The sequence below is a fragment of the Streptomyces sp. NPDC093586 genome, assembly GCF_044764905.1.
In the GTDB taxonomy this organism is placed as follows: domain Bacteria; phylum Actinomycetota; class Actinomycetes; order Streptomycetales; family Streptomycetaceae; genus Streptomyces.
Window position 1 is genome coordinate 52,395 of the sequence record NZ_JBIWJA010000014.1, and the last position, 22,113, is coordinate 74,507.

Annotated in this window: 23 protein-coding genes; 13 read left to right on the forward strand and 10 right to left on the reverse strand. The window is 73.4% G+C overall.

Features of this window, described 5'->3' with window-relative positions; all coding sequences use genetic code 11:
- Positions 1 to 13 precede the first annotated feature (13 nt).
- Complete coding sequence (locus ACIRFH_RS16875) at positions 14 to 1,609, reverse strand: MFS transporter (RefSeq protein ID WP_403521190.1); 1,596 nt, start codon at positions 1,607 to 1,609, stop codon at positions 14 to 16.
- Positions 1,610 to 1,736: 127 nt separating this feature from the next.
- A complete protein-coding gene (locus ACIRFH_RS16880) occupies positions 1,737 to 2,210 on the reverse strand; it encodes a MarR family winged helix-turn-helix transcriptional regulator (protein ID WP_403521192.1) in 474 nt (157 codons plus the stop codon).
- Positions 2,211 to 2,328: 118 nt separating this feature from the next.
- On the opposite strand from ACIRFH_RS16880, the gene ACIRFH_RS16885 reads away from it, so the two are divergent.
- On the forward strand, positions 2,329 to 2,697 hold the full coding sequence (locus ACIRFH_RS16885; RefSeq protein WP_403521194.1) for a DUF779 domain-containing protein: 369 nt from the start codon (positions 2,329 to 2,331) through the stop codon (positions 2,695 to 2,697).
- 20 nt (positions 2,698 to 2,717) lie between these two features.
- Here ACIRFH_RS16885 and ACIRFH_RS16890 read toward each other — a convergent pair whose 3' ends face one another.
- The 6 genes from ACIRFH_RS16890 to ACIRFH_RS16915 form a co-directional block, all read right to left on the reverse strand.
- Positions 2,718 to 2,912, reverse strand: coding sequence for a hypothetical protein (locus tag ACIRFH_RS16890; protein WP_077799818.1), 195 nt, complete (start codon positions 2,910 to 2,912; stop codon positions 2,718 to 2,720).
- Positions 2,913 to 3,026: 114 nt separating this feature from the next.
- The gene (locus tag ACIRFH_RS16895; protein ID WP_403521196.1) at positions 3,027 to 3,890 is read right to left on the reverse strand and encodes a phosphatidylinositol-specific phospholipase C/glycerophosphodiester phosphodiesterase family protein; all 864 of its coding nucleotides are present in this window, start codon (positions 3,888 to 3,890) and stop codon (positions 3,027 to 3,029) included.
- A 182-nt stretch (positions 3,891 to 4,072) separates the two neighbouring features.
- Positions 4,073 to 5,155 carry an acyl-CoA dehydrogenase family protein gene (locus ACIRFH_RS16900; RefSeq protein ID WP_403521198.1) on the reverse strand — a complete coding sequence of 361 codons (1,083 nt, stop codon included), beginning with the start codon at positions 5,153 to 5,155 and terminating at the stop codon, positions 4,073 to 4,075.
- Entirely contained in the window at positions 5,152 to 6,333 is a 1,182-nt protein-coding gene (locus ACIRFH_RS16905; protein WP_403521200.1) for an acyl-CoA dehydrogenase, read from the reverse strand. Before ACIRFH_RS16905 ends, ACIRFH_RS16900 begins: the two co-directional genes overlap by 4 nt.
- Complete coding sequence (locus ACIRFH_RS16910; RefSeq protein ID WP_403521202.1) at positions 6,330 to 7,301, reverse strand: NADPH:quinone oxidoreductase family protein; 972 nt, start codon at positions 7,299 to 7,301, stop codon at positions 6,330 to 6,332. Before ACIRFH_RS16910 ends, ACIRFH_RS16905 begins: the two co-directional genes overlap by 4 nt.
- 90 nt (positions 7,302 to 7,391) lie before the next feature.
- Positions 7,392 to 7,964, reverse strand: a complete 573-nt coding sequence (locus ACIRFH_RS16915) for a helix-turn-helix domain-containing protein (protein ID WP_403521204.1) — start codon at positions 7,962 to 7,964, stop codon at positions 7,392 to 7,394.
- A gap of 81 nt (positions 7,965 to 8,045) precedes the next feature.
- Here ACIRFH_RS16915 and ACIRFH_RS16920 point away from each other — a divergent pair, with 81 nt between their 5' ends.
- From ACIRFH_RS16920 to ACIRFH_RS16940, 5 genes are all read left to right on the forward strand, one after another.
- A complete protein-coding gene (locus ACIRFH_RS16920) occupies positions 8,046 to 8,993 on the forward strand; it encodes an NAD(P)/FAD-dependent oxidoreductase (RefSeq protein ID WP_403521206.1) in 948 nt (315 codons plus the stop codon).
- Positions 8,994 to 9,325: 332 nt separating this feature from the next.
- Complete coding sequence (locus ACIRFH_RS16925) at positions 9,326 to 10,864, forward strand: ATP-dependent DNA ligase (protein ID WP_403521208.1); 1,539 nt, start codon at positions 9,326 to 9,328, stop codon at positions 10,862 to 10,864.
- Complete coding sequence (locus ACIRFH_RS16930) at positions 10,861 to 11,319, forward strand: NUDIX domain-containing protein (protein ID WP_403521210.1); 459 nt, start codon at positions 10,861 to 10,863, stop codon at positions 11,317 to 11,319. The genes ACIRFH_RS16925 and ACIRFH_RS16930 overlap by 4 nt, the downstream gene beginning before the upstream one ends.
- A 78-nt stretch (positions 11,320 to 11,397) precedes the next feature.
- Complete coding sequence (locus ACIRFH_RS16935; protein WP_403521212.1) at positions 11,398 to 12,783, forward strand: NADP-dependent succinic semialdehyde dehydrogenase; 1,386 nt, start codon at positions 11,398 to 11,400, stop codon at positions 12,781 to 12,783.
- A gap of 26 nt (positions 12,784 to 12,809) precedes the next feature.
- Complete coding sequence (locus ACIRFH_RS16940; protein ID WP_403521214.1) at positions 12,810 to 13,046, forward strand: DUF6213 family protein; 237 nt, start codon at positions 12,810 to 12,812, stop codon at positions 13,044 to 13,046.
- A gap of 16 nt (positions 13,047 to 13,062) precedes the next feature.
- Here the strand turns inward: ACIRFH_RS16940 and ACIRFH_RS16945 are convergent, their stop codons facing one another.
- Positions 13,063 to 14,289 (reverse strand): acyl-CoA dehydrogenase family protein, encoded by a 1,227-nt coding sequence (locus ACIRFH_RS16945; protein WP_403521216.1) that lies wholly within the window; start codon positions 14,287 to 14,289, stop codon positions 13,063 to 13,065.
- Positions 14,290 to 14,457: 168 nt separating this feature from the next.
- Between ACIRFH_RS16945 and ACIRFH_RS16950 the strand changes: the two genes are divergently transcribed.
- Complete coding sequence (locus ACIRFH_RS16950; RefSeq protein ID WP_403521218.1) at positions 14,458 to 15,114, forward strand: TetR family transcriptional regulator; 657 nt, start codon at positions 14,458 to 14,460, stop codon at positions 15,112 to 15,114.
- Between the two features lie 45 nt (positions 15,115 to 15,159).
- On the opposite strand, the gene def is transcribed toward ACIRFH_RS16950, so the two are convergent.
- Entirely contained in the window at positions 15,160 to 15,699 is a 540-nt protein-coding gene (gene def / locus ACIRFH_RS16955; protein ID WP_403521220.1) for a peptide deformylase, read from the reverse strand.
- Between the two features lie 180 nt (positions 15,700 to 15,879).
- Here def and ACIRFH_RS16960 point away from each other — a divergent pair, with 180 nt between their 5' ends.
- From ACIRFH_RS16960 to ACIRFH_RS16985, 6 genes are all read left to right on the forward strand, one after another.
- Positions 15,880 to 17,118 carry a MurT ligase domain-containing protein gene (locus tag ACIRFH_RS16960; RefSeq protein WP_403521222.1) on the forward strand — a complete coding sequence of 413 codons (1,239 nt, stop codon included), beginning with the start codon at positions 15,880 to 15,882 and terminating at the stop codon, positions 17,116 to 17,118.
- 23 nt (positions 17,119 to 17,141) lie between these two features.
- Positions 17,142 to 17,870, forward strand: coding sequence for a type 1 glutamine amidotransferase (locus ACIRFH_RS16965; protein WP_403521224.1), 729 nt, complete (start codon positions 17,142 to 17,144; stop codon positions 17,868 to 17,870).
- A 165-nt stretch (positions 17,871 to 18,035) separates the two neighbouring features.
- Complete coding sequence (locus ACIRFH_RS16970) at positions 18,036 to 19,061, forward strand: 6-phosphofructokinase (protein WP_403521226.1); 1,026 nt, start codon at positions 18,036 to 18,038, stop codon at positions 19,059 to 19,061.
- A 213-nt stretch (positions 19,062 to 19,274) separates the two neighbouring features.
- On the forward strand, positions 19,275 to 20,225 hold the full coding sequence (locus tag ACIRFH_RS16975) for a cytochrome c oxidase assembly protein (RefSeq protein ID WP_403521228.1): 951 nt from the start codon (positions 19,275 to 19,277) through the stop codon (positions 20,223 to 20,225).
- A 58-nt stretch (positions 20,226 to 20,283) separates the two neighbouring features.
- The gene (locus ACIRFH_RS16980; protein ID WP_403521230.1) at positions 20,284 to 21,921 is read left to right on the forward strand and encodes a septum formation family protein; all 1,638 of its coding nucleotides are present in this window, start codon (positions 20,284 to 20,286) and stop codon (positions 21,919 to 21,921) included.
- Positions 21,922 to 21,934: 13 nt separating this feature from the next.
- The gene (locus tag ACIRFH_RS16985) at positions 21,935 to 22,105 is read left to right on the forward strand and encodes a hypothetical protein (protein WP_189869884.1); all 171 of its coding nucleotides are present in this window, start codon (positions 21,935 to 21,937) and stop codon (positions 22,103 to 22,105) included.
- The last annotated feature ends 8 nt before the right edge of the window (positions 22,106 to 22,113 follow it).

Genomic DNA, 22,113 nt, shown 5'->3' on the forward strand with positions numbered 1-22,113 from the left:
CGCCGCGCGGGGTTCAGTGGTCCGCCGGCCGCTCCGCGGTGCGCCGGATGCCGACGGCGGCGACGGCCGCGCCGAGCACGCAGAGGACACCAGTGACGACCACGGCCGCGTGGACGCCGTTCATGAAGGCCTGGCCGCTGCCCTCCACCACGGCGGCCCGCAGGCCGGCCGGCATGTCACCGGAGACGGGTGCCACGCCCATCGCCACCGCGTCCTTGGCCTCCAGCAGCCCGTGGGCCATGGCCGGGGGCACGCCCGCACCGGTCAGCTCCCCGGTGAGCGTGGCGCCGACCTTGCCGCTGATCAGGGAGACCAGCACGGACGTACCGAGCGCGCCGCCGATCTGCAGGGTCGTGGCCTGCAGACCGCCGGCCACACCGCCGTCCCGGACGGGAGCGTTGCCGACGATGGCGTCGGAGGAGGCGGCCATCACCATGCCGACGCCGAGGCCGAGCGCGATGAACGGCGGCCACATCACGGCGTAGGAGGAGTCGGTCCGCCAGGTGAGCATGCCGAAGCAGGAGGCGGCCTGGAGCAGCATGCCGAGCGGCATGGTCAGCCGGGCCCCGAAGCGCTGGGTGGGTGCCGCGCCCAGGGGCGAGGCGACCAGCGAGGCGAGACTGAGCGGAAGCGTCCGCACGCCCGCCTCGACGGGCGTGAACCCGCGCACGTTCTGCAGGTACAGCATGACGAAGAAGATCACGCCGAGCATGACGAAGAAGTTCAGCGCGGTGATGACCGCGCCCGTCGTCAGCGCGCGGCTGCGGAACAGGCGCATCGGCAGCAGCGGGTGCTCGACCCGGTTCTCGTACCAGCCGAACACGAACAGCAGGACGAGACCGGCGGCGACGGCGCCGAGCGTGCCGGCGGAGGTCCAGCCCCAGGTCTCGCCCTTGACGACGCCGAAGACGACGGCGAGCAGGCCGAGGGCGAGCAGGAGGAGGCCGGGGATGTCGAAGCGTTCCCGTCCGGCGGCGTTGCGGCTCTGCGGGAGGACGAGGAGGCCGAAGGCGATGGCGGCGACGCCGATGGGGGCGTTGATGTAGAAGACGGACTCCCAGTCGACGTGTTCCACGAGGAGACCGCCGACGATGGGTCCGAGGGCCGTCGCGACGGCGGAGACCATGGCCCAGATGCCCACGGCCATGCCGAACTTCTTCGGCGGGAACACGCTGCGGAGCAGTCCGAGGGTGTTGGGCATCAGCAGTCCGCCGAAGACGCCCTGGAGGGCGCGGAAGGCGACGACGCCCCCGATCGATCCGGACAGGCCGATGGCGACCGAGGCGACGGTGAAGCCGGCGACGCCGGCGAGGTAGTAGGTGCGCCGGCCGAACCGGTCGCCGAGCTTGCCGCCCAGGATGAGGGTGGCGGCGAGCGCGAGCAGGTAGGCGTTGGTGACCCACTGCAGCTGGGCGGTGGACGCGTGCAGGTCGCGGCCGATCTCGGGGTTGGCGATGGCGACGACGGAGCCGTCGAGCTGGACCATGAACAGTCCGAACGCGACCGCCAGGAGGGTCAGCCAGGGATTGGACCGCGGCCGGCGGCCGGCCGCCGGCGGGGCGGTCTCGGCCGCGGGCGTGGTGGGGTGATCCACGGACGTGGACGGCATGGGTGAGTCTTCTCTTCCGGGTTCGGGGGGGTGCGTGAGGGGCGGGGCGGTCCACGGGACGACGGCGGGCCGGCCGCGGGCACGAGGGGGTGCCGGCGGCCGGCGGGAGCGTCCGGGCCCCGCCCGGTCAGCGGGCGGCGGGGTGGAGGTGCCGGGTCAGCGCTTCGAGGGCGCTCACGGCGGAGCCGAGCGCGCCCTGCTCGCCCTCGGTGAGGGACGTCAGGGCCTGGCGGATGAGCGCGGTCTCCAGGTCCCGCACCTCGGCCACCCGCTCACGGGCCGTGGGCGTCAGGTGGAGGTGGGCGATCCGCTTGTCGGCGCCGTCCTGCCTGCGCTCGAGGTCGCCCCGCTCGGTGAGCTGGGAGACGAGGGCGCTCACGTTGTTCGGCTTCATCAGCAGTGCCTCGGCGGCCTCGCGCACCGTGGCGCCCTCGTGCTGTGCGACGAACCGCAGCAGGGCGAGCTGGCCCTCGGGGGGCTTGGGGTGCGGGTACTGCGCGGTGACGTGCCGGTCCAGCGCCCGGTGCAGCGCGGGAAGGCATGCCGCGAGGCCACCGGCCACACGGTCGATGTCCCGGCGAGGGGTGCTGGAGGCGGTCACCCGGCCAGGGTAAGTATGGATCGATAGGTATGTCAAAAGAGGTTTCCGGGCGGCGGCCGCCGCGGTCACCGTGGCTCCGCAACGCACTCGCAACCCCGCCCGTGCTGACATGCCCCGCATGGGCGACACATACGAGGAGATCCCGCGCGTCGAACTCACCGCCTCGGCGGCCGGCCTGCTGCGGCGCCTGCGCGCGGCGCACGGGCCCCTGATGTTCCACCAGTCCGGCGGGTGCTGCGACGGCAGCGCCCCCATGTGCTACCCGGCCGGCGAGTTCCGCACCGGCGCCGCGGACGTCCTGCTCGCGGAGCTGGACGTGGAGGGCGTCGGGGAGCCGGTGGAGTTCTGGATGTCACGCAGCCAGTTCGCCGTGTGGAGTCACACCCGGCTGATCGTCGACGTGGTCGAGGGACGGGGCAGCGGCTTCTCGCTGGAGGCGCCCGAGGGGGTGCGTTTCCTCATCCGCTCCCGCGTCCTCGACGCGTAGCTCCCGGGCGCCGCCCTCCGTCACGGTCTGAGGCTGCCGACGATGTCCGCCGTGGCCATGAGACCGCTGTTGATGGTCGGGGCGATGCTCGTGCCGGCCAGGTAGAAGCCGAGCAGCAGGCAGACCAGCGCGTGCGAGATCTTCAGCCCCCCGTTGCGCAGGAAGAGCACCGCCAGGATCGTCAGGAGCAACACCACAGAGATGGAAATGGCCATCGTCAACCTCCTCCGCCACGTCCACTTCGCGGCGTTCGGCCGTAAGTGTGGCGTAACGGAGGGTTCCTCCGGGCGGCTGACCTGTCCGCCGAACGTGTGGTGTTCCGGCGGTGTCTACGCGCCGCGGCGGACGTCGAGGAACGCCTCGAGCCCCGGGAGGTCGTCGGTGTTGAGGTGGTCGACGCCCGCGGCCAGCAGCTCGCCCCAGACCGCGTCCCGGGCGGGACCCGGCAGGTCGGGGGTGGCCCAGAAGCGCACCCGCTGCCCGCGCCCGTGCGCGGCGGCGACGATGCCCCGCAGCTTGCTCCGCTCGGCCTCGGGGAAGGCGCCGACGCCCTGCCAGGTGAAGTTGAGCGTCCAGTTGTCGCTGATCAGCGGCACGAAGGAGGCCGGGGCCGAGGTGCCGAGGTCGGCGAGGCGGCCGTCATAGAAGGCTCGGCGCGTGCTCTGGGCGGCCATGGGGGCGCGGGCGGCGCGATCGCCGGAGACCACCACGGTGACCGCGCCGGGGTGGACCCGGCCGTGGGCGTAGGTGGTGAACAGGTGCCGGTAGCGGCGCAGATGGCGGTCGAGTGCGCGGTACGTCGATGCCCCCTCGGTCTTGATGTCGACGAGGAGTTGCAGGGAGCGCCGCTCGCCCCGGTAGACCCGGCCGTGGTGGGCGCGGACGCGGGCGGCGAGCGGGTCGAGGTAGAGGGATTCCAGCGTGCGGGCCGGGTCGAGGTCCTCGGGGTCGTGGGCGACGAGGAGCTGGTCGCCCACCAGGTGGATGTCGGCCTCGACGCTGCCGAAGCGGTGGTCGAGGGCGTCGAGGAGGGGGCGGGGGTGCTCGTAGTCGTTGTGGGCGTGCGCACGCCACAACGGGCGTGGCCCATGCCCGTCTTCGTCTGCCGACACGGCGCCGGCGGGCAGGGCGACCGCGCCCGCGAGGGCGGCGCCGAGGGTGGTGAGGGCTCTGCGTCGGGTGGTGAGGGCCATGCTCTGCCTCCCTGGAGGTGTGCCGTACGGGACGCCTGTGAGTATGGGGTCCCGGAGCGCACAAGGAGCAGAGACGGGCGCGGAGTTGGCCGGACGTCCGCCGGTCGTTCATCTCGCGGGAGGCGGGCGCACAGGAAATGCCCGCCCCCCGGGGACGGGCATCACTCCTTCCGGACGGGCCGTCAGGGGGCGCGCAGGTCGGTCAGTTCGGCCAGCGCCTCCCGGTGGGCGCCCGCCGTGCCGTGGGCGATCGAGTCGGCCTTGGCCCGCTTCAGATAGAGGTGGACCGGATGCTCCCAGGTCATGCCGATGCCGCCGTGCAGTTGCAGCGCCTCCTCGGCGACGTGGACGGCGGCCTGGGCCGCGTACGCCTGGGCCACGGCGACGGCCACGTCGGTGTCCTCGCCGGTGGTCAGCGCGTCGGCCGCGTTGCGGGCGGCGGCGCGCAGGCCCGCGACCTCCAGCCACAGCCGGGCGAGCCGGTGCTTGAGCGCCTGGAAGCCACCGACCTGGCGGTTGAACTGCCTGCGCTCCTTGAGGTAGTGGACCGTGTCGGTCAGCAGCCGGTCGGCGAGGCCCAGTTGCTCGGAGGCCAGCAGTCCGGCCCCGGTCCGCAGGGCCCGCCGTACGGCGCCTTCGGCGTCGCCGAGCCGGAGTCCGGGCGCGCCGTCGAGGGTGACCGTGGCGAGGGGCCGGGTCAGGTCCAGGGACGTGCGCGGAGTGACGGCCACCTCGTCGGCGTCCACCGCGTACAGGGCTCCGTCGTCCGCCGGGACGAGCAGGACGTCGGTCGCCACGGCGTCCGCGATGCCGGTCAACTCGCCGTGCAGCGCGCCGCCTTCGACCCGTGCGGTCGCCCAGCCGGTGCCCGGCGCGGTGTGCAGCCCGACGGCGAGGACGCCGATCCGGCGTCCGGAGGCCAGCTCGCCGAGCAGGTCGTCGGCGTCGCAGGCCAGCAGGGCCTCGGTGGCGACGACGGCGCTGGTCAGGTAGGGCACGGGCGCGACGGACCGGCCCAGTTCCTCCAGGACGACGGCGGTCTCCCGGTACGTGGCGCCCTGACCGCCCCGCGCCTCGGGCACCAGGAGCCCGGCGAGGCCCATGCCCTCGGCCAGCGTCTTCCACAGGGCGCGGTCGTGGGGTGTGCCGGACTCGGTGCGCGCGATGACGTCCGCCGGGTCGCAGTGGTCGGTGAGCAGGTCCCGGACGGCGGCGCGCAGCGCCTCTTCCTCCTCCGAGTAGAGCAGATCGGGCTGTGCGCTCATCGGGCCAGGTCCTTCCAGGCGACGTCCTTGTCGGTGCGCGGTTCGGCGGGCAGGCCGAGGACGCGCTCGGCGACGATGTTCAGCAGGACCTCGCTGGTCCCGCCCTCGATGCTGTTGCCCTTGGAGCGCAGGTAGCGGTACCCGGCGTCGCGGCCGGTGAAGTCCACCAGCTCGGGGCGGCGCATGGTCCAGTCGTCGTACGACAGCCCCTCCTCACCGAGGAGTTCGACCTCCAGGCCGCTGATCTCCTGGTTGAGGCGGGCGAAGTTCAGCTTCATGCCGGCGCCCTCGGGGCCGGGCTGGCCGGCCGCCAGCTGCTGGCGCAGCCGTACGCCGGTGAGCCGGGCGACCTCGGCCTCGACCCACAGACCGAGCAGCCGCTGGTGCAGGTCGTGGGTGCGCAGCTCGGGGCGTTCCCGCCAGGTCGCGGCGATCTTGCCGATCATGCCGCCCTCGCGGGGGATCGGGGTACCGCCGATGGCGACGCGTTCGTTGTTCAGCGTGGTCTGCGCGACCCGCCAGCCGTCGCCGGTCTCGCCGAGGCGCATCGAGTCGGGGATGCGGACGCCGGTGAGGAAGACCTCGTTGAACTCGGCCTCGCCGGTGATCTGGCGCAGCGGCCGGACCTCCACGCCGGGGTCGGTCATGTCGCAGAGGAAGTAGGTGATGCCCCGGTGCTTGGGCACGTCCGGGTCGGTGCGGGCGATGAGGATGGCCCAGCGGGCCAGGTGCGCGCTGGAGGTCCACACCTTCTGCCCGTCGACCACCCAGTCGTCGCCGTCGCGGACGGCGCGGGTGCCGAGCGCGGCCAGGTCGGAGCCGGCGCCGGGCTCGCTGAAGAGCTGGCACCAGACCTCCTCGCCCGTCCACAGCGGGCGCAGCAGCCGGCGCTTCTGCTCCTCGGTGCCGTACTGGAGGATGGTGGGCGCGGCCATGCCGAGGCCGATGCCGATGCGCCGGGGGTCGTTGTCGGGGGCGCCCGCGGCCGCCAGTTCGGCGTCGACCACGGCCTGGAGGGAGCGGGGGGCGCCGAGTCCGCCGAGGCCCTCGGGGTAGTGCACCCAGGCGAGCCCGGCGTCGAAGCGGGCCCGGAGGAAGTCGAGGCGGTCGGTGCCGGCCGGCGGGTGGGCGGCCAGCAACTCCTGTGTGCGTCGGCGCAGTTCGTCGGCGTCGGTCATGCGGCGGCTCCCTTCTCCAGGACGACGGCCACGCGGCCGGTCGTCTTGCCGTCGGCCACCCGCTGCACGGCGTCCGCGGCACCGTCGAGCGGCACCCGCTCGCTCACCAGCGGCTTGACGGCGCCCCGCGCGGCCAGTTCGGTGAGCTGCTCGTGGCAGTGCCGGACCAGTTCGGGGTTCTTGGTGTTGTACAGGCCCCAGTGCAGGCCGAGGACGGAGTAGTTCTTCACCAGGGCGTGGTTCAGCGCGGGGCTGGGGATGGTGCCGCTGGCGAAGCCGACGACGACGATCCGGCCCTCGAAGGCGACGGTCTTGGCGGACTGGGTGTAGGCCTCGCCGCCGACCGGGTCGTAGATCACGTCGGCGCCCCGGCCGCCGGTGGCCTCCTTCACGGCGGCGACGACGTCCTCGCCGCGCCGGTCGATGACCACGTCGCAGCCCAGTTCGCGGGCGACGGCGGCCTTCGCGGCGCCGCCGACGACGCCGACGACCCTCGCCCCGGCGGCCTTGCCGAGCTGTACGGCCGCGCTGCCGACCCCGCCGGCGGCGGCGTGGACGAGCAGGGTCTCGCCTGCCTCCAGCCGGGCCCGGCGGTGCAGGCCGAACCAGCCCGTCTGGTAGCCGATGTGCAGGGCGGCGGCCTCGGCGTCGTCCAGGGCGTCCGGCGCGGGCAGCAGGGCGCGGGCGTCCGCGAGGGCGTACTCGGCGAAGCCGCCGTGGGGCAGCGCCGGGTTGGCGATGACGCGGCGCCCGTCCTCGGTCTCGGCGCAGACCTCCACGCCGGGGGTGAACGGCAGGGGCGGCCTGACCTGGTACTGGCCCCGGCACAGCAGGGCGTCCGGGAAGTTGATGTTCGCGGCCCGGACCCTCAGCAGGACCTGGCCGTCGCCGGGCGTCGGGGGCGGCACCTCGCCGAGGCGCATCACCTCGCTCGGCTCGCCGTTCTCGTGCACCTGCCATGCCTGCATGCGGGGCCTCCACGCGACTGTCGGTCCGGGTCCTTCCGCATACTAAGCGGTCGCTTGCCGATCAGGGAACAGGTGGGAACCGGCCGTCCGTCACGGCTGGGCGGGGCGTGCGCGTACGTGCATGCGCTCCCCCTGCGGACCGAACAGGCTGAGGAACTCGACCGGCCCCTCCCCCGTCGAGCCGAACCAGTGCGGCACCCGGGTGTCGAACTCGGCGGCCTCCCCCGCGCCGAGCACCACGTCGTGCTCGCCGAGCACCAGGCGCAGCCGGCCGGAGAGGACGTAGAGCCACTCGTAGCCCTCGTGGGTCCGCAGGTCCGGCTCCTCCTGGCGCTGCGGCTCCAGCACCTTGAACGCCTGGAGCCCGCCCGGCTGGCGGGTGAGGGGCCAGTGGGTGCGGCCGTGACGCACGACGGGCCGGGAGCGCACCCGGGGGTCGCCGACCGGCGGGGCGCCGACCAGCTCGTCCAGCGCCACCTGATGGGCCCGGGCGATCGGCAGCAGCAGCTCGAGGCTCGGCTTGCGCAGCCCCGACTCCAGCCGCGACAGGGTGCTGACCGAGATACCGGTCGCCTCGGACAGCGCGGCGAGGGTGACCTCGCGCTCCTTGCGGATCTGCCTCAGCCGCGGTCCGACTCCCGCGAGTACGTCGTCTGCAGTCATGGGTCCATTCTTGCAGAACCGGCAAATGCATTTGCGCATTCGGCGGTCTCGGGGCGACCTTCTGACCAGGAGGTGGTCACCATGACCGAGAAGCAGGACCTGTCCGGGACGTACGACGTGATCGTCGTCGGCGGCGGGGCGGCCGGACTGTCCGCCGCGCTCGTCCTCGGCCGGGCGCGGCGGCGCGCCCTGGTCGTCGACGCCGGCGAACCGCGCAACGCGCCCTCGGACCACATGCAGGGGTATCTGACCCGGGACGGCATGTCGCCCGCCGAGTTCCTGGCGCTCGGCCGGGAGGAGATCGCGCGCTACGGCGTCGAGCTCGTCCGGGACCGCGCGGTGGGGGTGGCCCGGGGCGAGGACTTCGCCGTGGAGCTGGCCGGCGGACGGACGGTGCGCGCCCGCCGGCTGATCGTCACCACGGGGCTCAAGGACGAGCTGCCCGGCGTCCCCGGGGTCGCGGAACGCTTCGGGCGGGACGTGCTGCACTGCCCGTTCTGCCACGGCTGGGAGGTCCGCGACGAACGCTTCGGCGTCCTCGCGACGAGCCCGCTCAGCGTCCACCAGGCCCTGATGGTGTCCGGGTGGTCGGACGACGTGACCCTGTTCCTGCACACGGTCGCCGAGGACGACCTGTCCGACGACGACCTGCGCCGTCTCTCCGCGGCCGGGGTGAAGGTGGTGCCCGGCGAGGTCGCGGGGCTGCGGGTCGAGGACGACCGGCTCACCGGCGTCCGGATGACGGACGGCTCCGTTCACGACCGCTCGGTGCTCTTCGTCGCCCCGCGCGCGGTGCCGCAGACCGGTCTGATGGAGCAGTTGGGCGCCGAGCTGCAGGAGACGCCGTTCGGTGCCTACCCCGTGGTCGACCCGACGGGCCGGACCACCGTGCCCGGCGTGTGGACGGCCGGCAACGCGCTGGGCTTCGCCGAGCAGGTCGTCCACGCGGCCAGCGGCGGCTACCGCGCCGCCTCCGCGATCGTCGGCGACCTGATCATGTCGGACCTGGACGCCCGCGCCGACGCGTAGGACGCGGGGCGCGGCGCGCACCGGTCCCGGCATGCACGGCGGGGGCGGGGGCCTCGGGAGAATCGCCCGGCGCGGGACCGGCCGGGGAGCGGGCCCCCGGGGACGCGCCGCCCCGGCCACGCCCCGAACGGCCGGCGCACGGCGCCCCGGTCCTGCGAGTCCCGCCCACCCCGCCGCCCGCCGGGCCCGGGCCACCTGTCATCCGCGCGACGGGGGGCACGCCCCGGAGACACAGGTCGCCGGGGACGGCGGAGCGGTGGCGGCCCGCGGCGAACGGCGGCCGCGAAGGCTGTACGGGTGTAGGCCCCGCCCCCTCGGTGCACCCTGACTGCATGCTGCTCGCCCGGTTGGCCCAGGTGTCCCGGGAGGTCGCCGCCACATCGGCGCGGTCCCGGAAGACCGCCCTGCTCGCGGAGTTGTTCCGGGAGGCGGAGGCGGAGGACGTGCCGGTCGTCATCCCGTACCTGGCGGGACGCCTCCCCCAGGGCCGGATCGGCGTCGGCTGGAAGGTGCTGGGCGAGCGGGTCGCACCGGCCGCCGGGCCGAGCCTGACCGTGCGCGAGGTGGACGCCCGGCTCACGGAACTCGGCGCGGTCTCCGGGGCCGGCTCGCGGGCCGAGCGGTCGCGGCTGGTCGGCGAGCTGATGGGCGCGGCCACCGAGGACGAGCAGCGCTTCCTGCTGGGGCTGCTCACCGGCGAGGTGCGCCAGGGCGCCCTGGACGCGGTCGCCGTGGAGGGGCTGGCGGCGGCGACAGGGGCTTTGGCGGCGGACGTACGGCGTGCGGTGATGCTCGCGGGCTCGCTGCAGGCCGTGGCCGGGGCCCTGCTCGCCGACGGACCCGGCGCCCTGGCCCGGTTCCGGCTCACCGTCGGCCGCCCGGTGCTGCCGATGCTGGCGCACAGCGCGTCCTCGGTCGCCGAGGCCGTCGGCAGGCTGGGCGGCTCGGCCGTCGAGGAGAAGCTGGACGGCGTCCGCGTCCAGGTGCACCGCGACGGCGGCACCGTACGGGTCTACACCCGCACCCTGGACGACATCACCGGCCGGCTGCCGGAGGTCACCGCGGCCGCCCGCGCGCTGCCCGGCGAACGGTTCGTCCTGGACGGCGAGGTGATCTCCTTCGACGGGGCCGGCCGTCCCCGCTCGTTCCAGGAGACCTCCGGACGCGTCGGCTCCCGCACGGACGTGGCCACGGCCGCCCGGGACGTCCCCGTCTCCGTCGTGTTCTTCGACGCGCTGTCCGTCGACGGCCGCGACCTGCTCGACCTGCCGCTGACCGAGCGGCACGCGGAACTGGCCCGGCTGGTCCCGGAGCCGATGCGGGTGCGCCGCGTCCTGCTGGCGGGGCCCGACGACACGCCCGCGGCCGAGGAGTTCCTCGCCCGGACGCTCGAACGCGGTCACGAGGGCGTCGTCGTCAAGGGGCTCGACGCCGCCTACAGCGCGGGCCGGCGCGGCGCGTCCTGGCTGAAGGTCAAGCCCGTGCACACCCTCGACCTGGTCGTCCTGGCCGCCGAGTGGGGCCACGGCCGCCGTACCGGCAAGCTGTCCAACCTCCACCTGGGCGCCCGCACCGGGGACGGCTCGTTCGTCATGCTCGGCAAGACCTTCAAGGGCATGACCGACGCGCTGCTGACCTGGCAGACCACGCGCCTGCGGGAGCTGGCCGTCGAGGAGCACGGCTGGGGCGTGACCGTACGCCCCGAACTCGTCGTCGAGATCGCCTACGACGGCCTCCAGCGCTCCCCCCGCTACCCGGCCGGCGTCACCCTCCGCTTCGCCCGCGTCGTGCGCTACCGCGAGGACAAGCGCCCCGAGGAGGCGGACACGGTGGAGACACTGCTCGCCGCCCATCCCGGGGTGGCCCCGTGAGGCGCAGCGCGGGCCTGCTGCTGCACCGTCCCGGCGACGAGGGCACCGAGGTGCTGCTCGGTCACATGGGCGGCCCCTTCCACGCCCGCCGCGACGCCGGGTCCTGGACGATCCCCAAGGGCGAGTACGGCCCGGCGGAGTCGGCCTGGGACGCGGCCCGGCGCGAGTTCGAGGAGGAGCTCGGGCTGGCGCCGCCCGACGGCGAGGCCCTACCGCTCGGCGAGGTCCGCCAGTCCGGCGGGAAGGTCGTCACGGCGTGGGCCGTCGAGGCCGACCTCGACCCCGCGACGATCGTCCCCGGCACCTTCCGCATGGAGTGGCCGCCGAGGTCGGGCCGGATCGGGGAGTTCCCCGAGCTGGACCGGGTGGCGTGGTTCACCCTGGAGCGGGCGCGCGAGGTGATCGTGACGGCGCAGACCGCGTTTCTCGACCGGCTGGCTGAGCACTCGCACTGACGGGACCCGTCCGCGTTGCGGCACCCACCGTCGCGGGTCAGGGTCGGAAGCACGAAAGCGCACCCAGGGAGGTCGGCCATGCCCATCGCGACGGTGAACCCGGCGAACGGCGAGACGCTCAGGACGTACGAGCCCATGGGCGAGGAGGAGATCGAGCGCCGGCTCCAGCTCGCGGAGGCCACCTTCCGCACGTACCGCACGACGGCGTTCGAGGAGCGGGCCCGGCTCATGCACCGGGCGGCCGACCTCCTGGAGGCGGACCGGGACGAGATCGGCGAGGTCATCACCACCGAGATGGGCAAGCCGGTCGCGCAGGCCCGCGCGGAGGCGGCCAAGTGCGCCAAGGCGATGCGCTGGTACGCCGATCACGCCGCGGAGCTGCTCGCCGACGAGGAGCCCGCCGAGGCGGACGTGAAGGACTCCGGCGCCTCCCGCGCCCTGGTGCGCTACCGGCCGCTGGGCCCGGTGCTCGCGGTGATGCCGTGGAACTTCCCGCTGTGGCAGGTGATCCGCTTCGCGGCGCCCGCGCTGATGGCGGGCAACGTCGGCCTGCTCAAGCACTCCTCGAACGTCCCGCAGACCGCCCTGTACCTGGAGGACCTGTTCCACCGGGCGGGCTTCCCCGAGGGCTGCTTCCAGACCCTGCTGATCGGCTCCGCCGCGGTCGACGACATCCTGCGCGACGAGCGCGTGCGGGCCGCCACGCTCACGGGCAGCGAGCCCGCCGGCCGCGCGGTCGCCTCCACCGCCGGGGAGATGATCAAGAAGACGGTGCTGGAGCTGGGCGGCAGCGACCCGTTCGTCGTCATGCCGTCCGCCGACATCGACCGGGCCGCTCAGGTCGCGGTGACCGCGCGCACGCAGAACGCCGGGCAGTCCTGCATCGCCGCCAAACGGTTCATCGTGCACACGGACGTCTACGACGCCTTCGCCGAGCGCTTCACCGAGGGCATGAAGGCGCTCAGGGTCGGCGACCCGATGGACGAGGAGACCGAGGTCGGGCCGCTCTCCAGCGAGCAGGGCGTGACCGATCTGGTGGAGCTGGTCGAGGACGCGGTGCGCGGCGGCGCGCGGGTGCTGTGCGGCGGCGAACGCCCCGACGGGCCCGGCTGGTACTACCCGCCGACCGTGCTGGCCGACATCACCCGCGAGATGCGCATCCACCGCGAGGAGGCCTTCGGCCCGGTCGCCACGCTGTACCGGGCGGCCGACCTGGACGAGGCCGTGCTGATCGCCAACGACACGGATTTCGGGCTCAGTTCCAACGTGTGGACCCGTGACGACGCCGACGTGGACCGCTTCGTCCGGGACCTGGAGGCGGGCGGGGTCTACGTCAACGGGATGACGGCGTCCCACCCGGCGTTCCCGTTCGGCGGGGTCAAGCGGTCGGGCTACGGGCGTGAGCTGTCCGGGCACGGAATCCGCGAGTTCTGCAACATCACCACCGTATGGCACGGGGCGTGAGGGTTCCGGGGCTACGATCCCTTTTTGTGACCCGCGAAGTGACCCTGCCTCTGATCGTCGACGACCGCGGCACCCTGCAGGTGTCCGCGGCCGACGTGAGCAAGCTGCTGCGCACGGTGGGCGGCCGGTGGCTGCGGCTGGTGGAGACCGGCGAGGAGGGTCTGGACGAGGACACGGTCGCGGCCCTCACCATCGAACTCGCCAAGCTGGCCGACCGCATCGACGTGGCGTGCATCGCGCACAGCAGCGGCCAGTCCTCCTGACGCCGCTCGGGCGCCGCTAGCGGATCGGCATACCCGACAGGGTCCGCGCGATGACCAGCCGCTGGATCTCGCTGGTCCCTTCGAAAATGGTGTAGATCGCGCTGTCGCGGTGCATCCGCTCCACCGGGTACTCCCGGGTGTAGCCGTTGCCGCCCAGGATCTGGACCGCCTGGGCGGTCACCTTCTTCGCCGTCTCGCTCGCGAACAGTTTGGACATCGATCCCTCGGCCGCCGTGAACGGCTTGCCGTTGACCGCCATCCAGGAGGCCCGCCACACCAGCAGCCGCGCCGCGTCGATCGAGGTGCGCATGTCGGCGAGCTGGAAGGCGACGCCCTGGTTGTCGATGATCGGGCGGCCGAACTGCTCACGCGTCACGGCGTAGTCGAGGGCGACCTCGTACGCGGCACGGGCGGTGCCGACCGCCATGGCGCCCACGGCCGGGCGGGACGCCTCGAACGTGGCCATGGCCGCGTTCTTCACGCGCTCGCCGCCCTTCTCGGCCTTCTCCCGGGCGCGGGCGAGGCGCTGGTCCAGCTTCTCCTTGCCGCCGAGCAGGCAGGAGCCGGGGACACGCACGTCGTCGAGGACGACCTCGGCGGTGTGCGAGGCGCGGATGCCGTGCTTCTTGAACTTCTGGCCCTGGGACAGCCCCGGCGTGTTCGGCGGGACGATGAAGGAGGCGTGGCCCTTGGAGCCCAGTTCCGGGTCGACGACCGCGACGACGACGTGGACGTTGGCGATGCCGCCGTTGGTCGCCCAGGTCTTGGTGCCGTTGAGCACCCACTCGTCCTTGGCCTCGTCGTACACGGCCCGGGTGCGCATGGACGCCACGTCGGAGCCGGCGTCGGGCTCGGAGGAGCAGAAGGCGGCGACCTTGACGTCACTGGCGTCACCGTACATCTGGGGGATCCAGGTGCCGATCTGCTCCTCGGTGCCGTTGGCGAGGACGCCGACGGCGGCGAGGCCGGTGCCGACGATGGACAGGGCGATGCCGGCGTCGCCCCAGAACAGCTCCTCCATCACCATGGGGATGCCGAGGCCGGTGGGGTCGAAGTACTGCTGCGCGTAGAAGTCGAGGGAGTAGATGCCGACCTTGGCGGCCTCCTGGATGACCGGCCAGGGAGTCTCCTCACGCTCGTCCCATTCGGCGGCCGCGGGGCGGATGACGTCGGCGGCGAAGCCGTGCAGCCAGTCCCGGACCTCCTTCTGTTCGTCGTTGAGCTCCATGGTGAACTCGGCCATGTCCCCTCCAGCGGCGCACGTACGTGTTACTAACGGTAACGGGAGTCTGTTACCCGCCGGTAGGAAAAGTCAACTCCCGACGGCCGTCGCCCTCCCGTTCGATGCCGACCGCCTGTCTGGTGTTAGTTTGCGCAGGCGTCACCGAAACACCACGGGTGGGGAGAGCACATGGACACCACGCAGCGGACCGATCAGCAGCGGTCCGCCGACCGCCGACGGCGCGAGCTGCTGGAGGCCGCCGACCGGGTGGTGCTGCGCGACGGCCCGCAGGCCTCGATGAACGCCATCGCCGCCGAGGCGGGCATCACCAAACCGATCCTCTACCGGCACTTCGGCGACAAGGGCGGCCTGTACGCCGCTCTCGCCCAGCGGCACACGGACGCCCTCCTCGCCTCGCTGCGGGCCGCCCTGGACGCCCCGGCGGACCGGCGCGAGCGCGTCGAGGCCACGCTCGACACCTATCTGGCAGCCATAGAGACCCGCCCGCAGGTGTACCGCTTCCTGATGCATCCGTCGGAGGCCGGCACCGCCGCGGGCGACCAGACCGAGCAGGGCTTCGACGTGGGCAGGCACTCGGCCCCGCTGCTGCGCCGCATGGGCGAGGAGCTGGGCAAGGTCATCGAGGAACGCCTCGACATGGGCCCCGGCAGCGAGCAGCTGGCCCGGGTCTGGGGGCACGGCATCGTCGGCATGATGCACGCCGCCGGCGACTGGTGGCTGGGCGAACGCCCCTGTTCCCGGGCGGAGTTGGTGACGAGTCTGGCGGACCTGCTGTGGGGGCGCCTGTCCGTGGCCGGGGACAAGGCGGGCGGCCCGGGGTTCTGACGCCCGCCCGCCGGGCCCCGCGCCCCGGCGGCCGGCGGCCGGCGGTCAGCGGTGCCAGGACGCCCGCGCCACCTGCCTCATCAGCTTCCGGTGGCGCCGTCCCGTCAACCGGTCGGCGTAGACCCGGCCCTCCAGGTGGTCGCACTCGTGCTGGAGGCACCGGGCGAAGAACCCCGTCCCGTGCACGGTGACCGGCTCCCCGGTCACCGTGAAGCCCTCGACCACCGCGTGGTCGTGGCGCTCGGTGCCCGCCTCCAGACCGGGCAGCGACAGACAGCCCTCCGGGCCGCGCACCACCACCCCGTCCGTCTCCACGAGCCGCGGGTTCACCACGTGGCCGAGGTGGCGCACGTCCTCGTCGTCCGGGCAGTCGTACACGAAGACGCGCACCGGCTCGCCGATCTGGTTCGCGGCCAGGCCGACGCCGTGGGCGGCGTACATGGTCGCGAACAAGTCCTCCACCAACGAAGCGAGTTCGGGGCCGAAGTCCGTCACCTCGTCGCAGGGGGCGTGCAGGACGGGGTCGCCGAGGAGGGTGAGTGGCCGTACGCGCCCGTGGACGCCCGGGATGGAGCCGTGTCGCATGACGCTCAGAGTAAGGTCCCTGTGTCCCCCCGGCGGCGCGCGCCCACCGTCGGGGCCGCGTGGCCGGTGCCGCGATTCGGGAGTGCGAAGGGATCTCGATAGGCTGAGGTCCACACCACGTGGCCGTCAGGCTTCACAGGCTTCAGGCGCGGCGCGTACGGCAAGGAGGATCGAGAACTGATGGCAGGCAACTCGGACCCGCTCACGCCGCGGGCCAAGCTGGCCGTGACCGCGGGCAAGGCGGTCGCGGCGGCGTCCCGCGCCGCGGGGCGCGGCAGCGGTTCGGTGATCGGCGGCCGGGTCGCGCTGAAACTCGACCCCGACCTCCTCGCCCGGCTCGCCCAGCACCTGGACGTGACCCTCGTCTCGGCGACCAACGGCAAGACCACCACCACCCGGCTCATCGCCGAGGCGCTCAAGGCGGCCGGCCCGGTCGTGTCCAACGCGCTCGGCGCCAACATGCCGGCCGGCATCACCTCCGCCCTCGCGGGCGGCGCGGACGCCCGGTACGGGGTCATCGAGGTCGACGAGAAGTACCTCGTCGGCGTCGCCCAGGCCACCGACCCGAAGTGCATCGCGCTGCTCAACCTCTCCCGCGACCAGCTCGACCGCGCCGCCGAGACCCGGATGCTCGCGGAGAACTGGCGCGAGGGCCTGGCCGGTTCCAAGGCCGTCGTCGTCGCCAACGCCGACGACCCGCTGGTGGTGTGGGCCGCGTCCTCCTCCCCCAACGTGATCTGGGTCGCCGCCGGGCAGATGTGGAAGGACGACGCCTGGTCCTGCCCGTCCTGCGGCGGTGTGATGCAGCGCCCGGGCGACGACTGGTTCTGCGGCGAGTGCGGCTTCCGCCGCCCCACGCCGAGCTGGGCGCTGTCCGGCGACCACGTCCTCGACCCGCACGGCTCCGCCTGGCCGATCCACCTCCAGCTGCCGGGCCGCGCCAACAAGGCCAACGCCGCCTCCTCGGCCGCCGTCGCCGCCGTCTTCGGGGTGCCGCCGCAGGTCGCCCTGGAGCGCATGTACCAGGTGCAGGCCGTCGCCGGACGCTACGACGTGGTGCAGTTCCAGGGCCGCGACCTGCGTCTGCTGCTCGCCAAGAACCCGGCGGGCTGGCTGGAGACCTTCTCCCTGATCGACCCGCCCCCCACCCCGGTCATCCTGTCGGTGAACGCGCGCGGCGCCGACGGCACCGACACCTCCTGGCTGTGGGACGTGGACTACACCCGGCTGACCGGCCACCCGATCTGCGTGATCGGCGACCGCAAGCTGGACCTCGCGGTGCGCCTGGAGGTCGCGAACCAGCAGTTCCAGGTGTGCGAGGACCTCGACCAGGCGGTGCAGATGTGCCCGCCCGGGCGGATCGAGGTCATCGCGAACTACACCGCCTTCCAGGACCTGCGCCGCCGCGTCGGCAACTGACCGCGTAACTTCAGGGGACTTTCGTGAGCGACAACCAACTGCGGATCGTCTGGATCTACCCGGACCTGCTCAGCACGTACGGCGACCAGGGCAACGCCCTCGTCGTGGAGCGCCGGGCCCGCCAGCGCGGCCTCGACGTGGCCCGGCTCGACGTGCGCAGCGACCAGCCGATCCCGACCTCCGGCGACATCTACCTGATCGGCGGCGGCGAGGACCGGCCGCAGCGGCTCGCGGCCGAACGGCTGCGCCGCGACGGCGGGCTGTACCGGGCGGTGGAGAACGGCGCGATCGTCTTCTCCGTCTGCGCCGGCTACCAGATCCTCGGCCACGAGTTCATCAACGACCTCGGTCAGCGCGAGCCGGGCCTCGGCCTGCTCGACGTGGTCTCGACCCGCGGCGAGGGCGCGCGGTGCGTGGGCGACGTCCTCGGCGACATCGACCCGCGCCTCGGCCTGCCCCCGCTGACCGGCTTCGAGAACCACCAGGGCGTCACCCATCTCGGCCCCACCGCCCGTCCGCTCGCCCAGGTCCGCTTCGGCAACGGCAACGGCACGGGCGACGGCACGGAGGGCGCGTACAACGACACGGTCTTCGGCACCTACATGCACGGGCCCGTGCTCGCCCGCAACCCGCAGATCGCGGACCTGCTGCTGAAGCTGGCCCTCGACGTGAACGCGCTGCCGCCGACCGACGACCGGTGGTACGAGGCGCTGCGCAACGAGCGCATCGCGGCGGCGCAGCAGCCCGCCTGACGCCTCGTGGCAGCCCGTCTGATGATGCGTCCGCACAGGTGAGCGGGTACGTCCAGTAGGCGGACGCACGGTTCGGCCCCGCCCCCCTGTACCGCTAGGGTGGCGGGGAACCGAACCGGACAGCGCGGTCCGGACCCGTGCCACGTTGAGAAGGTAATTCGGGCTATGCGCATTGGTGTCCTCACGTCCGGCGGTGACTGCCCCGGCCTGAACGCCGTCATCCGGTCCGTCGTGCACCGCGCCGTCGTCGACCACGGCGACGAGGTCATCGGCTTCCGGGACGGCTGGAAGGGCCTCCTGGAGTGTGACTACCTCAAGCTCGACCTCGACGCCGTCGGCGGCATCCTGGCCCGCGGCGGCACCATCCTCGGCTCCTCCCGGGTCCGTCCCGAGCATCTGCGGGACGGCGTGGAGCGGGCCCGCGGCCACGTCGAGGAGCTCGGCCTCGACGCGATCATCCCGATCGGCGGCGAGGGCACGCTGAAGGCGGCCCGGCTGCTGTCCGACAACGGTCTGCCGATCGTGGGCGTGCCGAAGACCATCGACAACGACATCGCGGTGACCGACGTCACCTTCGGCTTCGACACGGCCGTCACCGTCGCCACCGAGGCCCTGGACCGGCTGAAGACCACCGCCGAGTCCCACCAGCGGGTGCTCATCGTGGAGGTCATGGGCCGTCACACCGGCTGGATCGCGCTGCACTCGGGCATGGCGGCCGGCGCCCACGCCGTCGTCGTCCCGGAGCGACCCTTCGACATCGACGAGCTGACCGCCAAGGTCGGCGAGCGGTTCTCGGCGGGCAAGCGGTTCGCCATAGTGGTGGCCGCGGAGGGCGCCAAGCCGAAGGCGGGCACCATGGACTTCGACGAGGGCGGCAAGGACGTCTACGGCCACGAGCGCTTCGCCGGGATCGCCCGCCAGCTCTCCGTCGAGCTGGAGAAGCGGCTCGGCAAGGAGGCCCGGCCCGTGATCCTCGGGCACGTCCAGCGGGGGGGAACGCCCACGGCGTACGACCGGGTGCTGGCCACGCGGTTCGGCTGGCACGCGGTGGAGGCGGTGCACCGCGGGGAGTTCGGGATGATGACGGCCCTGCGCGGGACGGACATCACGATGGTGTCGCTGGCCGAGGCGGTGGAGACGCTGAAGACGGTGCCGGACGCGCGGTACGACGAGGCGGAGTGCGTTCTCTGAGTCGCAGGGCCGCTGAGAACTCGGGCCCGGAGGTCCGTCGCGGACTGCGGACCGTGACCGGTTGCTCGCGCCCGCGCGGCGGAGCCGCACATCGATACGGCCCCGCGCCCCTTCGGGGCGCTCCACCGCCCCCGGTGACAATTGTCGCCGGGGGCGGTTCTAGTCTTGGTCCGGACAGACAGCGCTCAACCCCCACGAAACAGGAGCCGGCGGATGGATCACAGCGGGCACGGCATGATGACGGATCTGCCGCCGTTCACGCTGGGGCGAGGTCTCGGCTGGTCGGCGGACCCCTTCTTCCTCATCGCCTGTCTGGTGGGCCTGGCGCTGTACGGCTGGGGTGTCGTCCGTCTGACGCGGCGCGGTGACAAGTGGCCCGTGGGGCGGACCGTCGGCTTCGTCGCCGGTGTGCTGAGCGTCGGGCTGATGATGTGCACCAGGCTGAACGACTACGGCATGGTCATGTTCAGCGTGCACATGGTGCAGCACATGGTGATCAGCATGGTCTCGCCGATCCTGCTGCTGCTCGGCGCCCCGATCACCCTGGCGCTGCGGGCGCTGCCCACGGCGGGCCGGGGCCGCAAGGGACCGCGCGAGCTGCTGCTGATGCTGCTGCACAGCCGCTACATGCGGATCATCACGCACCCCGTGTTCACCATCCCGCTGTTCATCGCGAGTCTGTACGCGCTGTACTTCACCCCGCTCTTCGACTTCCTGATGGGCTCCAAGGTGGGGCACGTCGGGATGATGGTGCACTTCCTCGCCGTCGGCCTGGTCTTCTTCTGGCCGATCATGGGCGTGGACCCGGGCCCGCACCGGCCGGGCTACCTGATGCGGATGCTGGAACTGTTCGCGGGGATGCCGTTCCACGCGTTCTTCGGCATCGCGCTGATGATGGCGTCCTCCCCCATGGTGGAGACGTTCAGGAACCCGCCCGCGTCGCTGGGCATCGACGCCCTGTCCGACCAGAACGCGGCGGGCGGCATCGCCTGGGCGTTCAGCGAGGTCCCGTCCGTCCTGGTGCTGCTCGCCCTGGTGGCCCAGTGGTACGCGTCGGACCAGCGGCAGGCCCGGCGCACCGACCGGGCCGCCGATCGCGACGGCGACAAGGAACTCGAGGCGTACAACGCCTATCTGGCCTCACTGAACACACGCGGCGGCTGAACGGCGCCCGGGTTCAGTAGCATGACGCCCGTCGGGGGAACCGCCCGGGGGGAGCGGTATGTCACGTCATGCGTCGTCGGAACCACCACGGTCCGGAGCGGGCCGCGTCGTCGCCGGCCGCTATCTGCTGCTGCGCCCGCTCGGTGACGGCGGGCCGGGCCGGGTGTGGCTCGCCCGCGACCGGGAGCGGGCCCGCGAGGTCGTGCTCGAGGCCGTCCGCGCCGGGGCCCACGTCACACCGCGGCCGCACGGCTGTCCGCACACGGTGACCGTGCACGACGTGGTGGAGCACGAGGGCCGGCCCTGGGCCGTCGTGGAGTACGTCCCGGGCGCGGTCGGCCTGCGGGAGCTGGTGGCCCGGCACGGCCCGCTGGCCCCGGCCGAGTGCGCCGGGGTCGGGCTGGCCGTGCTCGCCGCCGGGCACGAGCGGGGGGAGCCGTACCGGGGCGTGACACCGGGGGACCTCCTGCTCGCGCCCGACCGCACCGGTGCGCCGTACGGGCGGGTCCTGCTGGCGGGCCACCGCTGCGGCGGCCCGGAGGACGACGACGGGCTGTTCTCGCTGGGCCGCACGCTGTACTACGGCGTCGAGGGCCGCGATCCCTTCGACCAGGACCCGCGGACGCCGCGTCCGCCCGTGCGGGCCGGTGCGCTGCGGCCCCTGCTGGAGGGACTCCTCGCCCTCGATCCGGTGCGGCGGACCACCGCCGCCGAGGCGGAGGCGGAACTGGCGTGGATCGTCACGCCGCAGACCGAGACGGACCTCCGGCCGGGCTCCGATCCGGCATCGCAGCCGCCCTGGGCCGCGGTGCCCCCGCCCGTGACCGCTCCCGTCACGTCCGCCGACCGGCGCGCCCCCGCGGCCCACCGGCGTCGGCGCCCGCTCTCCCTGCCCCTGCGTGCCGCCCTCGCCGGGGCCCTCGGAGCGACGCTGGCCCTCGGCGGCGTCTGGTACGCCCTGGCCGACCGCGCGGCCGACGGGACGGGGACGCCGTACGGCGACGCCGTGGGGCTCGTCGCGCCGCTGGAGGACGGGGACTGCGTCCGTGCCGACTGGCCGGGAGGCGCCCGCTTCACCGGAACGCCCCGTCTCACCGTCGACAGGGTCTGCCGGGGCACGGCACCCGACGGGCAGGTGATGGCGTTCGTGCCCGTGTCCTCCGCCGAGGAGGCCCGCGAGCTGGGGCCCGCGCGGTGCGAGCAGCGGACGCAGGAGATCCGGGAGCGGCTGGCCGGCGTGCGCAGCGTCGCGGTGGTGCCGGCCGAGGGCGGTTTCGAGACCGCCGGGCGGCGCGCCGCCTGCCTGGTGCTGGGCGCGTACGGGCCGGTGTACGGGCCGCTGGGCCGGCATCGCGAGCCGGGGTCGGTGTTCGCCGACACCGCGACCATGCAGCGGCGGGACTGTCTGGACGTGCGCTCCGTGCGGGAGGTACGGCTGGTGTCGTGCGCGGGCCCGTACGACGAGCAGGTGCTCGGCTTCACGCGGCTGGCCGCCGGCGTCGCGCTCGCCGAGGCCCCCTCCGTGGCGGACAGGGCGTGCGCGCGGGACGTGCCGCCGCGCGACTACGGATTCGACCCCTCCCTGTACGAGGCCGGCTCCCGGACCTCCGCCGGTGCCTGGAAATCCGGTGCGCATCTGGCCGTATGCACCGTACGGCGGCGGAACGGGGGCACCATGGAGGGCAACGGACCATGAGGAGGGTGTCGCGATGCCCGGTTCCACGGACAGTTCCACGAAGACGATGGGGGCGCTCACCATCGGCGGCCTGGTCGCGGTGACGGCCTACACGGTGGCGCTCGGCAGCAACGGCTGGCTGTGGTTCGGCTGGGTCGTCCTGGGTCTGATCACCCTCGGGATGGTCGCGACGCGCAGCACCTGAGCCGCGCC

Bases quoted from the DNA above. Each gene is read 5' to 3' on its own strand.
- ACIRFH_RS16935 (WP_403521212.1), top strand. From the start codon at position 11,398: ATGCCCATCGCGACGGTGAACCCGGCGAACGGCGAGACGCTCAGGACG.
- ACIRFH_RS16960 (WP_403521222.1), top strand. From the start codon at position 15,880: ATGGCAGGCAACTCGGACCCGCTCACGCCGCGGGCCAAGCTGGCCGTG.
- ACIRFH_RS16920 (WP_403521206.1), top strand. From the start codon at position 8,046: ATGACCGAGAAGCAGGACCTGTCCGGGACGTACGACGTGATCGTCGTC.
- ACIRFH_RS16910 (WP_403521202.1), bottom strand. From the start codon at position 7,301: ATGCAGGCATGGCAGGTGCACGAGAACGGCGAGCCGAGCGAGGTGATG.
- ACIRFH_RS16895 (WP_403521196.1), bottom strand. From the start codon at position 3,890: ATGGCCCTCACCACCCGACGCAGAGCCCTCACCACCCTCGGCGCCGCC.
- ACIRFH_RS16890 (WP_077799818.1), bottom strand. From the start codon at position 2,912: ATGGCCATTTCCATCTCTGTGGTGTTGCTCCTGACGATCCTGGCGGTG.
- ACIRFH_RS16915 (WP_403521204.1), bottom strand. From the start codon at position 7,964: ATGACTGCAGACGACGTACTCGCGGGAGTCGGACCGCGGCTGAGGCAG.
- ACIRFH_RS16975 (WP_403521228.1), top strand. From the start codon at position 19,275: ATGGATCACAGCGGGCACGGCATGATGACGGATCTGCCGCCGTTCACG.
- ACIRFH_RS16970 (WP_403521226.1), top strand. From the start codon at position 18,036: ATGCGCATTGGTGTCCTCACGTCCGGCGGTGACTGCCCCGGCCTGAAC.
- ACIRFH_RS16900 (WP_403521198.1), bottom strand. From the start codon at position 5,155: ATGAGCGCACAGCCCGATCTGCTCTACTCGGAGGAGGAAGAGGCGCTG.
- ACIRFH_RS16875 (WP_403521190.1), bottom strand. From the start codon at position 1,609: ATGCCGTCCACGTCCGTGGATCACCCCACCACGCCCGCGGCCGAGACC.
- ACIRFH_RS16905 (WP_403521200.1), bottom strand. From the start codon at position 6,333: ATGACCGACGCCGACGAACTGCGCCGACGCACACAGGAGTTGCTGGCC.
- def (WP_403521220.1), bottom strand. From the start codon at position 15,699: ATGCGACACGGCTCCATCCCGGGCGTCCACGGGCGCGTACGGCCACTC.
- ACIRFH_RS16925 (WP_403521208.1), top strand. From the start codon at position 9,326: ATGCTGCTCGCCCGGTTGGCCCAGGTGTCCCGGGAGGTCGCCGCCACA.
- ACIRFH_RS16885 (WP_403521194.1), top strand. From the start codon at position 2,329: ATGGGCGACACATACGAGGAGATCCCGCGCGTCGAACTCACCGCCTCG.
- ACIRFH_RS16950 (WP_403521218.1), top strand. From the start codon at position 14,458: ATGGACACCACGCAGCGGACCGATCAGCAGCGGTCCGCCGACCGCCGA.
- ACIRFH_RS16980 (WP_403521230.1), top strand. From the start codon at position 20,284: ATGTCACGTCATGCGTCGTCGGAACCACCACGGTCCGGAGCGGGCCGC.
- ACIRFH_RS16985 (WP_189869884.1), top strand. From the start codon at position 21,935: ATGCCCGGTTCCACGGACAGTTCCACGAAGACGATGGGGGCGCTCACC.
- ACIRFH_RS16945 (WP_403521216.1), bottom strand. From the start codon at position 14,289: ATGGCCGAGTTCACCATGGAGCTCAACGACGAACAGAAGGAGGTCCGG.